This window comes from uncultured Devosia sp., assembly GCF_964244875.1.
Lineage (GTDB): Bacteria > Pseudomonadota > Alphaproteobacteria > Rhizobiales > Devosiaceae > Devosia.
On record NZ_CAXTKA010000005.1, the window covers coordinates 152,289 to 164,078 of the forward strand.

Annotated in this window: 13 protein-coding genes and 2 tRNA genes; 1 reads left to right on the top strand and 14 read right to left on the bottom strand. The window is 60.0% G+C overall.

The genetic code is table 11. From position 1 onward, the window contains the following. Positions 1-3: 3 nt before the first annotated feature. The 8 genes from nuoE to msrA form a co-directional block, all read right to left on the bottom strand. A complete protein-coding gene (gene nuoE, locus ACFE8X_RS08295) occupies positions 4-1,227 on the bottom strand; it encodes an NADH-quinone oxidoreductase subunit NuoE (protein ID WP_375450988.1) in 1,224 nt (407 codons plus the stop codon). Then, a complete protein-coding gene (locus tag ACFE8X_RS08300) occupies positions 1,227-2,417 on the bottom strand; it encodes an NADH-quinone oxidoreductase subunit D (RefSeq protein WP_375450989.1) in 1,191 nt (396 codons plus the stop codon). The genes nuoE and ACFE8X_RS08300 overlap by 1 nt, the downstream gene beginning before the upstream one ends. After that, a complete protein-coding gene (locus ACFE8X_RS08305; protein WP_375450990.1) occupies positions 2,417-3,043 on the bottom strand; it encodes an NADH-quinone oxidoreductase subunit C in 627 nt (208 codons plus the stop codon). The genes ACFE8X_RS08300 and ACFE8X_RS08305 overlap by 1 nt, the downstream gene beginning before the upstream one ends. Before the next feature lie 6 nt (positions 3,044-3,049). Next, positions 3,050-3,625, bottom strand: a complete 576-nt coding sequence (locus tag ACFE8X_RS08310) for a NuoB/complex I 20 kDa subunit family protein (RefSeq protein WP_375450991.1) — start codon at positions 3,623-3,625, stop codon at positions 3,050-3,052. Beyond that, on the bottom strand, positions 3,616-3,981 hold the full coding sequence (locus tag ACFE8X_RS08315) for an NADH-quinone oxidoreductase subunit A (protein ID WP_375450992.1): 366 nt from the start codon (positions 3,979-3,981) through the stop codon (positions 3,616-3,618). Before ACFE8X_RS08315 ends, ACFE8X_RS08310 begins: the two co-directional genes overlap by 10 nt. A gap of 491 nt (positions 3,982-4,472) precedes the next feature. Further along, a complete protein-coding gene (locus tag ACFE8X_RS08320) occupies positions 4,473-5,090 on the bottom strand; it encodes an outer membrane protein (RefSeq protein ID WP_375450993.1) in 618 nt (205 codons plus the stop codon). Positions 5,091-5,394: 304 nt separating this feature from the next. Beyond that, on the bottom strand, positions 5,395-6,135 hold the full coding sequence (locus ACFE8X_RS08325; protein WP_375450994.1) for an outer membrane protein: 741 nt from the start codon (positions 6,133-6,135) through the stop codon (positions 5,395-5,397). Positions 6,136-6,204: 69 nt separating this feature from the next. After that, on the bottom strand, positions 6,205-6,870 hold the full coding sequence (gene msrA, locus ACFE8X_RS08330; RefSeq protein WP_375451059.1) for a peptide-methionine (S)-S-oxide reductase MsrA: 666 nt from the start codon (positions 6,868-6,870) through the stop codon (positions 6,205-6,207). A gap of 254 nt (positions 6,871-7,124) precedes the next feature. On the opposite strand from msrA, the gene ACFE8X_RS08335 reads away from it, so the two are divergent. Beyond that, on the top strand, positions 7,125-7,295 hold the full coding sequence (locus tag ACFE8X_RS08335; RefSeq protein WP_375450995.1) for a DUF2934 domain-containing protein: 171 nt from the start codon (positions 7,125-7,127) through the stop codon (positions 7,293-7,295). Positions 7,296-7,438: 143 nt separating this feature from the next. Here ACFE8X_RS08335 and ACFE8X_RS08340 read toward each other — a convergent pair. The 6 genes from ACFE8X_RS08340 to tet form a co-directional block, all read right to left on the bottom strand. Then, a tRNA-Asp gene (locus ACFE8X_RS08340) sits at positions 7,439-7,515 on the bottom strand. Positions 7,516-7,715: 200 nt separating this feature from the next. Further along, positions 7,716-9,059 (bottom strand): PQQ-dependent sugar dehydrogenase, encoded by a 1,344-nt coding sequence (locus ACFE8X_RS08345; RefSeq protein WP_375450996.1) that lies wholly within the window; start codon positions 9,057-9,059, stop codon positions 7,716-7,718. A 154-nt stretch (positions 9,060-9,213) separates the two neighbouring features. Beyond that, positions 9,214-9,615 carry a c-type cytochrome gene (locus ACFE8X_RS08350; protein ID WP_375450997.1) on the bottom strand — a complete coding sequence of 134 codons (402 nt, stop codon included), beginning with the start codon at positions 9,613-9,615 and terminating at the stop codon, positions 9,214-9,216. A gap of 270 nt (positions 9,616-9,885) precedes the next feature. Next, positions 9,886-9,961: transfer RNA gene (locus tag ACFE8X_RS08355), tRNA-Val, on the bottom strand. Between the two features lie 152 nt (positions 9,962-10,113). Further along, positions 10,114-10,386, bottom strand: a complete 273-nt coding sequence (locus tag ACFE8X_RS08360) for an HU family DNA-binding protein (RefSeq protein ID WP_299724556.1) — start codon at positions 10,384-10,386, stop codon at positions 10,114-10,116. 206 nt (positions 10,387-10,592) lie between these two features. Beyond that, on the bottom strand, positions 10,593-11,786 hold the full coding sequence (gene tet / locus ACFE8X_RS08365) for a Tet(A)/Tet(B)/Tet(C) family tetracycline efflux MFS transporter (RefSeq protein WP_375450998.1): 1,194 nt from the start codon (positions 11,784-11,786) through the stop codon (positions 10,593-10,595). Positions 11,787-11,790 lie beyond the last annotated feature (4 nt).

Consider the following 11,790-nt stretch of genomic DNA (forward strand, 5'->3'; position numbering starts at 1 on the left):
ATGCTACTCCGACTTATCGTCGTCATTGGAATTATCGCCGCCAAGTTCGCGCGTGGGCACGATCTCGGATGCCACCGGCTTGCGCTTGCGCACTGCCTTGGTCGCCTGCTTTTCCTTGGAAGGGGTTCCATCGAGCCGGCTGGTATCCACCAGAACGCTGCCCGTCGTGCCGGTGTTGGCCGGTTGAGAATCGACCCCGGCAGCGATAGCGCCGTCGCCGGTGCCAGCGTGCTCGGCCTTGCCTGGAGCCGCGCCGGCGTCGATCTTGCCGGCCGGCGATTCAGCACCGGTGGCACCCTTGCGCATGGCGGTGTTTGGCTGGCCATTGGCCTTCCGGCTGGCGTTGGCAGCGCCCCGCTCAGCCTCCGCCTTGGCTTGCGTCACCTTGGCTTGAGGCGCGGGGCCCTTGATAGCCGGCGCTGAATCCTCGCTTACGTCTCGAGGCCGGGCAGCCGTCGTTGGCGCCTGGGCCGCGGCTCCACCCGCAGAAGCCGGTGGTGTGGCGGCAGCACTTGCCGCGGGGGAGGCTGCAGCAGGCGCTGTTGCTGCAGCCTGGGCCGGGGCAGCGGGTGCTTCAGGCGGCGCGGGCGGAATAAATTTCTCGCGTGTCGCGCTCGGGGTTTCGAGCAAGGTCGTGCGGCCGCCTTCCGCGGCAGCATTGAGGCGATCGATCTGAGTGCCCGGCTTGACTGTGTCACCCTTGCCCTCGGCGAAGGCGTCGACAATCGCGCTAAAACTGTCGGCGGTCAGGTCTTCATAGGTATCGTGGAACACCATAACCATGGGCGCATTCACGCAGGAGCCCAGACACTCGACCTCTTCCCAACTCATCGTGCCGTCGGCATTGGTGGTGTGCGGCTCGTGATGGATTTTATGCTGGCAGACCTCGATCAACTCAGCGGCGCCGCGCAGCATGCAGGGCGTCGTCCCACAGACCTGGATATGGGCGCGCGTGCCGACCGGCTGCAGCTGAAACTGGGTATAGAACGTCGCCACCTCCAGCACGCGGATATAGGCCATGTCCAGCATGTCGGCGACCGTTTCGATGGTGGCGCGGCTGATCCAGCCGTCCTGGTCCTGTGCACGCATCAGCAGCGGAATGACAGCCGATTGCTGCCGGCCGGCCGGGTACAGCCCGATCTTCCACTCCGCCCATTTGGCGTTGTCATTGCTAAACGCGAACGATGCCGGCTGAACCTGCTCGTCCGCAAGGCGACGCGAAGCCATTAGCGGTCAACCTCTCCGAACACGATATCAAGCGATCCCAGGATGGCCGAGACGTCGGCCAGCATATGGCCGCGACACAGGAAATCCATGGCTTGCAGATGCGCAAAGCCCGGCGCGCGAATTTTGCAGCGGTAGGGCTTGTTGGTGCCGTCGCTGACCAGATAGACGCCAAACTCGCCCTTAGGGGCCTCGACGCAGGCATAGACCTCGCCAGCGGGCACTTTATAACCTTCGGTATAAAGCTTGAAATGGTGGATCAGCGCTTCCATCGAGCGCTTCATTTCGCCACGACTGGGTGGCACCACCTTGCCGTCGAGCGAGGACACCGGGCCCTTTCCGTCAGGTGCGTTCAGCTTGTCGACGCATTGCTGCATGATGCGGGTGGACTGGCGCATTTCTTCCATGCGGACTAGATAGCGGTCATAGCAATCGCCGTTCTTGCCGATCGGAACGTCGAATTCCATTTCATCATAGCATTCGTAAGGCTGGCTTTTGCGCAGATCCCAGGCTGCGCCCGATCCGCGTACCATGATGCCGGAAAAGCCCCAGTTCCAGGCATCTTCCAGATCGACCACGCCGATATCGACATTGCGTTGCTTGAAGATGCGGTTGTTGGTCAAGAGGCTGTCGATATCGGCCAAGGCCTTGGGAAAGGTCTGGCAAAAGGCGGCGATGTCGTCGATGAGGTCTTGCGGCAGGTCCTGATGCACGCCGCCGGGCCGGAAATAGGCTGCGTGCATGCGGCTGCCCGAAGCGCGCTCGTAAAACACCATCAGCTGCTCACGCTGCTCGAAGCCCCAGAGCGGTGGAGTCAAGGCGCCGACGTCCATGGCCTGGGTGGTGACGTTCATCAAGTGCGACAGCAAGCGGCTGATTTCGGAATAAAGCACGCGGATGAGCTGGCCGCGGCGCGGCACCTGCAGGCCGATCAGCTTTTCGACCGCCAAGGCAAAAGCGTGTTCCTGGTTCATCGGGGCGACGTAATCGAGGCGATCGAAATATGGCAAGGCCTGCAGATAGGTCTTGCTCTCGATCAGCTTTTCGGTGCCGCGATGCAACAGGCCGATATGGGGATCGACCCGCTCGACGATTTCGCCGTCCAACTCGAGAATCAAGCGCAGCACACCATGCGCAGAAGGGTGCACGGGGCCAAAATTGATCGTGAAATTGCGAACTTCAGCTTCGGCCATCAGTTCTTTGCCTTCTCGTCGCCAGGCAGCACGTAATCCGTACCCTCCCAGGGTGACAGATAATCGAAGGTCCGGAATTCCTGCATCAGTTTGACCGGTTCGTAGACGACCCGCTTGCGCTCTTCGTCGTAGCGGACCTCGACAAAGCCGCTGACTGGAAAATCCCGGCGCAGCGGATGGCCGTCAAACCCATAATCGGTCAGGATGCGGCGCAGATCGGGATGGCCCGAGAACAGCACACCATAAAGATCGTAGGCCTCGCGCTCAAACCAATCGGCGCCGCGGAACACCGACACGATGCTCGGCACCGGGGTCACGTCGTCGGCGGCCAGCTTGATGCGAATGCGGCGGTTCTTGGTTGGGCTCATGAAGTGATAGACAACCTCAAAGCGCTGATCGCGTTCGGGGAAGTCCACGCCACAAATGTCGCTGATCGAAATGAACCGGCATTCCGGGTCATCACGCAAAAAGGTCGCGACATCGACAATGCTCGACGGCTCGATCGTCAGCGTCAACTCGCCAAAAGTCAGCGCAACCGACTGCACGGCTTCGCCCAGCGCTTGCCCCACATGGTTGCCGAGCGCTAGCAGCGGGTGAACTTCTGGTGTCGCGTCTAGCTCGCTCATGACCTTCTACCGTTCAATGGTGCCGGTGCGGCGAATCTTCTTTTGCAGCAACAGGATGCCGTACAAAAGGGCTTCGGCCGTGGGCGGGCAGCCAGGGACGTAGATATCGACTGGCAGCACGCGATCGCAGCCGCGCACCACAGAATAGGAATAGTGGTAATAGCCGCCACCATTGGCACAAGAACCCATGGAAATGACGTAACGCGGCTCGGGCATCTGGTCGTAGACTTTGCGCAGCGCCGGAGCCATCTTGTTGGTCAGCGTGCCAGCCACGATCAGCACGTCTGACTGGCGTGGAGAGGCGCGCGGCGCAGTGCCAAAGCGCTCGATGTCATAGCGCGGCATCGACATCTGCATCATCTCGACGGCGCAACAAGCCAGGCCCGTCTGCATCCACATCAACGATCCGGTGCGGGCCCAGGTGATCAGTTCGTCGGCGGCCGCGACGAGGAAGCCCTTGTCGGCCAATTCGTCGGTGACGTCGGTGAAAAACGGGTCTCTGGCACCGGCGGTCTTGTTGGTGCGTGGGTCGATCAGGCCGCGCGGACGGGGCGCGATCGCCGTGGTCTCGTTCAATCCCATTCCAGCGCTCCCTTGCTCCATTCGTAGATAAAGCCGACCGTCAAGACGCCCAGGAAAATCATCATCGACCAAAAACCGAACCAGCCGACGTCGCGGAACGCCACGGCCCATGGGAACAGGAACGCCACTTCGAGATCGAAGATAATGAACAGGATCGATACCAGGTAAAAACGAACGTCGAACTTCATGCGCGCATCATCGAAAGCCTCGAACCCGGCTTCGAATGCGGAGACCTTTTCGGGGTCAGGATTTTTGACCGCAATGATGAACGGCGTCACCATCAGCGCCGAAGCGATGATTGCAGCAAGGCCTATGAAAAGGACAATCGGCAGATAGTCGCTGAGCAAATCAGTCATGCGGCAGCCTGTGTTCTAGGCCGGTCGAGCGACCGGACTCGCGCGGGTTACGCAGGCAATTGGGGCGAGCGAACCGACGCAGAAGTTGATGGCTAGGGCTTAGCCGTTCATCTTGCCGGTTTCAAGGAAAAGAAAATATGACAAGAATAATCATGTATCAGCTTGGCTCGACTTGCAAGAAACGACCCGATTGTGCCGGTATGACAATGGGAAAGTATCGTGAACGGACATCCTGGCAGTATGTTCGTGCTCGCCATGTTGTGCGTGGATATAGGGCAGTTGCGGCCCTGCGCCAGTCCAGTTCCCGATCTTGTTACTCAGTCAAGTCATTGGGGCTGCCCTGCCCGCAACGGTTTTGAAATGCGAAAAGGCCCGGATGAACCGGGCCCTTTAAAACCAAAACGACGAACCATCGCTGGTTCGTCGAATCGGGTTTGCAAGACGCTTTTGCGAACCGGGCGGCGAACCGCCCGGCACACCTGCTAGTTCAATTAGAAGTGGTACGAAACGCCAACGGTCGCGCGAGCGGCGTCGAAGAAATCATCTTCGTCATCGCCGTCATCCAGGTAGCCGATGCCGAGGACTTCGCCACGGATCGACACAGCGTCGGTCACGGCGAATTCAACACCACCGCCAAGTGCGTAGATGCCGGTCGAGTCGTCGCCATCCGAGTAGATGATGTCGTCGCTGAACTGCATACCGAAACCGCCGGCAGCATAGACCAGGACCTGATCGGTCACGACGGCGCCAACACGACCGAGAGCGAGGAATTCGCCGGCGGAGATGTCTGCGTCGCTGTTGAACAGGTAGTTGCCCTGAAGCTCAGCACCGAGAATGATGGGATCGGCAACGGTGAAGTTCACACCGACATGTGCACCGATAGCACCAAAGGTGATGTCTTCGTCGGTAACAAGGCCAGCTCCGTCGACAACGTCAACATCGCTGAACAAGCCGCCGGCCTGAACACCTGCATAGAGGCCATCCCAAGAGAAGCCAGCAGCTTCATAGATGGGCTCTGGCGTGGTTGGGATGAACAGATCGGCCGCCATTGCGCCCGACGAGAGAAGCGCCGCAGCTGCGACACCGAGAGAGAGAGAACGTACAAACATATCTTGCACTCCATAGAGTTAACCGTAGTCGACATGATAGATGCCTCAGAGGCACCGCGATAACAACCCCGCACCGAGGCAAATTTGGCGGTGCGGATAAGATTTGGTGTCCATTTCGGGGCATGTGTTGCGCGATTGCATCCCAATTGGCCCAATTTGATACAAATGCGATACATTATGCCGTCTCGGCGGCAACGTTGTGTCACCTAAGAGGCGGAAATCAGAGCACTTTCGGCCAAGCCAATGGTGCGGTTGGAGTCATTGGGAGCCCCGCCGTGGCGGAACCGAGGGATCGATTCGGCGCCTAAAAATGGTAGTTGGCACCGATGGTAAACTGGTCCTTGTCGTCATCGCCGGACAGGGGGAAGCCGTGCAGATATTGTGCCTCGACGGAGATGGTGTCGGTCACAGTCAACTCGACGCCGCCGCCGACCAGGATGTCGTCCTCATCCGGCGCGCCGAGATCGAGTCCATATCCACCAGCGCCGTAAACGACTACGTCGTCGGTCACCACGAGTCCGGCGCGGCCAAGAATCTGGCCGTAGGCCGTTTCACCCACATCGCCGGTCAATCCATGCACCGCAACTTCAGCACCGAGCAAATAAAAATCGAATTGTGCGTTAACGCCGGCGCTGATTCCCAATCCATATTGATCGTCGCTGGTCGAGCCGAACTGGGCGGCGCCGTACACGCCGGCATAAAAACCGCTCCAGTCGAAAGCGGGCTCCTGATAGACAGGCAATGGGGCCGGCGTCGTTGCAGGCGCGGTGATCACGTCTGCAGCCATGGCGCCGCCAACCGGCAGCATGCCGACCAGCATGGACAACAGCAGTTTTTTGAACACGATCAAAGCCATCCTCCCACGCATTTCAATCAAGGCGGCAACGTCGCGCTTGCCACGGGGTTCCAGAACGTTCGAAACCCATCGCTGCCGGATCACCGGCACGCAATCGCTCGAGAACCGCAGTTTGCTGCCATTAGAGGCTGAAATCGGTTCGGTGCACGGCCAAAACAAGGCAGCAACCGAGCGTTGCGCATCGGCCACACGCCAAAATGCCCACACCTGATTGCTCAGGCGCGGACATTGCTTGGGAATTTTGCCGTCTGTGAGGTGTTAGAGTTGGCCAACCAAGATCGGCTGATCGCTATACGCCAAAGGGAAGAGCTCCTTGAGCGCAGCGACCTTGGGCAAATCATTGTAGACGATGTAGGGATAGGTCGGGTTCAGCGTTAGGAAGTCCTGATGATATTGCTCGGCGGCATAAAAGGTCTTGCCGGGCTCGATCGTTGTCACGATGGGAGCGCCAAAAGCGCCGGTCGCGTCGAGCTGGGCGATGTAAGCCTTGGCAGTGGTTGCCTGCTCATCATTTTGCGGGAAGATAGTTGAACGGTATTGGGTGCCGTGGTCAGGGCCCTGGTAGTTCAACTGGGTCGGATTATGCGCAACCGAAAAATAGATCTGCAGTAACTGGCCATAGGTGACGACTTTGGGATCATAGGTGATCTGAACCGACTCCGCGTGGCCGGTTTGGCCCGAACTGCTCTGATCGTAGGTGGCAGTGTCCGCAGCACCGCCAGCATAGCCGGCCATGGCCATGGAAACGCCCTTGACGTGCTGGAACACCCCCTGCACGCCCCAGAAGCAGCCGCCTGCGAACACAGCCGTTGCGGAACCCGATTGCGCGGTCAGGTCTTGGGTCGGTGCCGGAATCACGACCGGCTTTTCCTCTGCCATGGGGCCAACCTGCCAAAACGCCACCAGCAGGAGCGGCAGCAGCATAAGCGATGCCCAAACCAGACGATTGGCGGGCAGCAGGCGGGCGATGGCGGCATGGCGATTGGCGGGCATGGGGCGATCCTCGTTGGAGTTAACGCACATCAGTTCGTTCTATATGACTTTTCGTTACATCTCGTCAGCCGCCTCACGGCGAAATGAAGCTGACGCAACCGCAGCCTGTTTTGTACGATCAGCGTTTACCTTTCGTTAAGCATCCAGGCACACCTTGTAGCGGCATCAATACGGAGCACACCCCAGTGGACGATCATATTCGTGACCGCGCCTATATCCTTTGGGAAGCCGATGGCTGCCCTGCCGGCCAGGATCAGGCCTATTGGTTCAAGGCTGCCACCGAACTCGCCGCCACGGCCGCCAAGACCATCAAGCCGCCGCGCAAGCGGACGGCGAAAGCCAAGCAGGCGGCCTGAAACCGGACGACACCAAATAAGCTCGCCTTTCGAGGCGAGCTTATGCTTGCGCCGAGGGCAGCAAGCATCCAAAAACTGAACAATATCGCCGATCTCTTCGGCGCCAAGCCGTTTTACACTCACCAGCAAATGCTTGAAATGAGTGGCGCGAGAGACGGGGCTCGAACCCGCGACCTTCGGCGTGACAGGCCGACGCTCTAACCAACTGAGCTACTCCCGCAGCGGCAAAGTTTCCTTTGCGCAACGTGGGGTTCGTCTACCGACCGCTCGGGGGTAAGTCAAGCGTTCAAAGACATTTGGGTGACAAAAACCGGTCGCGCTTGGAGGCACGCGACTCGCTGTGGAAATCTGTCAGTAAGCGCCATGCCCGAACGCAAAGAGCCCCGCCATGGCGGGGCTCTCATCTAGGCTTGCGGCCAGTTACTCTTTGCTGATGCGCCAGATCGAGCCGCTGCCGTCGTCGGAGACGAAGAGCGAGCCGTCTGGCGATACGGCAACGCCTACAGGACGACCCCAGACATTGTCGGCATCGATGACGAAGCCGGTGACAAAGTCTTCATAGCTGCCGGTCGCCTTGCCGGCGTCGTCGAACTCGGCACGAACGATCTTGTAGCCGGTGCGCTGACCGCGATTCCAAGATCCGTGCAGGGCGATAAAGGCATCGCCCTTGTAGTCGGCCCAGGCATCATTGTTGTAGAACACCAGGTTCAACGGCGCTGAATGGGCCTGGATCAAGATGTCGCCAACGGTCACCTTATCCGCCAGGTCCTCGCGGGGATCGGCGGTCCAGCGAGGGTCGGGATTGTCGCCAATATAGTACCACGGCCAGCCGTAGAACGCGCCTTCCTTGACCGAGGTGACGAATTCGAACGGAACGTTGTCGCCGAGTTCATCGACATTGTTGACCGCGCACCAGGGCTCACCAGTTGCGGGTTGCAGGGTCATACCGGCGCAATTGCGCAGGCCTGTGCCAAAATAGCGTTCGTTCTTGCCATCGGGATCATAGGCGAGCACGGCGGCGCGGCGCTCTTCTTCACCCCACGACACGCCAAGCGGATGCGATGCTGCCCAGGCCTCCACGCCACCTTCGGGTTCGGGATCCATGGTGCCGTCGCCAACATTGGAGCCGGATCCGACCGAATAGTACATCGTCTTGTCATCAGGGGAAAACACCACGTCGCGGGTCCAGTGGTGCTCAGGCGCTATGTTGTTGAAAAGAGTTTCGGGCTCGGCCGAAGCCTTGAGGTCGCCGCTCTTGTAGGGGAAGCGCTTCAGGCCGTCGCTTTCGGCGACGTAAACCCATTCCGGATTGTCACCTGAGGGATAGAAGGCGATGCCGTAAGGCTGGTTCAGCCCCTCGGCGAATACGCCTTCGGAAGCCGGTTTGGCGGCGCCATCGGCAAAATGATAAACCAGGACGCTGCCGGGATCGGAATCACTGACAAACAAATCGCCATTGGGCGCAAAGCGGATAGCGCGCGGGTTTTCGATGCCCGTAACGACCAGCTCCACTTTGAAGCCTTCGGGGACCTTTGGCAGTGCGCCTTCCGGCTTGGCAACGGTGGATGGCGAATTGGATGCCGACTCTGTCAAGTTGGCCGCCTCCAAATCCTGCGGCGTCAGCAGACGGGTCACGCCGGGGGCGTCTTTTTCCCAATTGCCATAGGCCTCGGTGCCCTTGAGCACAGTAGTCTCCTGGGCCATGGCCGTTGCCGTCATCAAGGCACCCATCGACAGGGTGCCGGCAAGAATCCAGTGTTTCAAGACTCGTCCTCCAGTTGTTCCATGGCGCCGCAGCGCCGGTTCATCCCCACTCGGAGATATTCGGGATGATCATGTTGCTGGAGCGCAGGCGCAGCGTGCGGACAAGAAAGTCAGCGGAAATGCGTGGCAAGAGCAGGCATGGTCAATATTGCTTCTAAGGGGCCGGGGGCGCCACGGCGGGCGTCGACAGCGTTTGCAGATAGGCAATGACATTGGCGCGATCGGTGGCGTCCTTGAGCGCGTAATTCATCTTCGTGCCGGGCACATAGTCTCGCGGCGTGGTCAGGAAGGGATCGAGCGTTTCGGGGGTCCAGATCAATCCGCCGGCACCGGCGTCGACCATGGCGGTCGAATATTTGTAGCCTTCGTAGGTGCCAGCAACCCGGTCGACGACTCCGTTCAGCACCGGCCCCATGCGATTCTTGGCGTTTTCGCCGACGTCATGGCAGCTCTGGCATTTTTTGAAAACGGTCTCGCCGGCTGCCGCATCCTGCGCATAAGCCGCGCCGGCCCCCATGAGCGTAATGGCGGCCAATGCGCATAAATGACGTTTCACTTCGCTCTCCTCCTGCCGCCAGCAGCCGGTGGCAAACAGCCAAGGCCCGACCGGCAGACGCTTCGACATGGAGAACCTGAGGCGACCGTTTCGGTTGCCGATTGCTTTGCCCTATGCGATCACCAACCCGTGACTGAAGATCGCCCAAGTGTCTGGCAGCGCACAAAATGCTGGATTGGGGGAGGCAGCATGCAGGTCGCGGCAACCGATATGGCCACTACCCGCAATTGCATGACATCGTAAACTTGAATGAACCCGACCGGCAAAGAATGGTGGGCGATGACGGACTCGAACCGCCGACATCCTCGGTGTAAACGAGGCGCTCTACCAACTGAGCTAATCGCCCGCTGAGCCAAAGGCTCGCGTCAGGTGTGCCCTGATTAGGGTGCCCGTCCCTGGCCGTCAACTGCCAACAGCGTTGGCGCGGCGTCATGGACGAAGAAACGGCCCCGGCGCACAGCGCTCGGGGCCGATCGATCATCAAACCGTTGCCGGTGATTAGTTGATCGCGTCCTTCAGGCCTTTGCCGGGCTTGAACTTTGCCTGGTTGGATGCCGGAATCTGAATTTCTGCGCCAGTGGCGGGATTGCGGCCCGTGGTGGCCTTGCGGGCGGAGACGGCAAAAGTGCCAAAGCCCACCAGACGAACTTCATCGCCGCCCTTGAGCGACGCCGTAATAGCCTCGAACACTGCATCCACAGCTTCGGCGGCCTGGGCCTTGGTGATCGTAGCCTTGTCGGCAACGACGCCAACCAGATCGTTTTTGTTCATAGCGTTTCCTCACAGTGAATGCCCGCCATGGCTGGCGAACCAAAACGGGGCCACCCTTTGGCGATTCTGACACGAAACGCAAGGATTTCCGGGCTTTTCCGTCCGCCAGGCGGTGCAAACCTGTTAATGAACCGGAAATGGCAGGCGGGCAAGTGCGGTTTTTCAGTTTTTCCCCGGATTCCCGGCCGTTTCGGCCATCAGCGCAATCATCCTATCGCTGGCTTTGCCACGCTGCGCCGAATGCCCAGCATCAACGGCAAGGCCAGAAGGTAGATGCCGGCGCCAACGATCCAGATCAGTCCGGGAGAGGTCTGGCGCAGCGCGAAGTACGTAAAACTGAAAAATAGCGGGCCGAATATGGCGGCAAGGCTGACAAGGCTGGCCAGCACGCCCTGCAACTGCCCCTGTTTGTCCGCATCCACCTGCGTCGTGGTCAGCGATTGCAGGGCCGGCATGCCGATGCCGCCCAGGGCGAAGAGCGGAGCCAGCGCGAAGAGGATCCAGCCCTGCGTGGCCAAGCCCAGGATCACCAACGCCGTCAACTCGCAGGCCATGCCCACGATCAGGGCCCCGCGCTCGCCCAGGCGGGCTACGGCGGGACCCGTGAGGAAGGCTTGTGCCCCGGCATGGAAGACCCCGAACGTGCCCAGCGACAGACCGATCGTCAGCCCGCTCCAGCCGAACGCGTCTTCGCTGAACAGCGCCCACATCGTGCCATACATGGTGCCGATAAAATTCATGATCACGAATATCGCCATCAGCGGGATCAGCGCCTTGAAGGTCAGCGCCCATTTCAACGGCTTGAACGGATTGAGCGTATCGAGATCGAAGCGCGTGCCGGTCTGGCCCTTGCGCGATTCCGGCAGCACGAACAAGGCGAGGGCAAAATTGACCCCGTTCAACACTGCGGCGGCAATGAAGGGCGCGCGGACCCAGATGTCGCCCAGCATGCCGCCAAGCACCGGGCCGATGATGAAGCCGATGCCGAACATGGCGTGGAACAGGCCAAAGCGCTGGGCGCGTTCCTCTTCGCTCGAAATGTCGGTGATGTAGGCTGTGGCGACCGCCATGTTGGCGCTGGTAATGCCCGATATGGCGCGGCCGAGCACCAGCATCCACAATTCGGGCGCGAAGGCCATGACGAGATAATCGATCGCGGCGCCCGCTAGCGACACCAGCAGCACGGGCCGTCGCCCGTAGCGATCGCTCAGGACACCCAATATCGGAGAGAACAGGAACTGGCAGGCCGAATAGAGCGCCAGCATGATCCCGAGCAACGTCGCGACCTCGCTCAAATGCCCCACATCGCGCAACAGCGCCGGCAGGATGGGAAAGATCAGCCCGATGCCGATCGAATCCAGGGTCACGGCGGCAAGGATAACAACGAGTGCCTTGTTCAAGAGA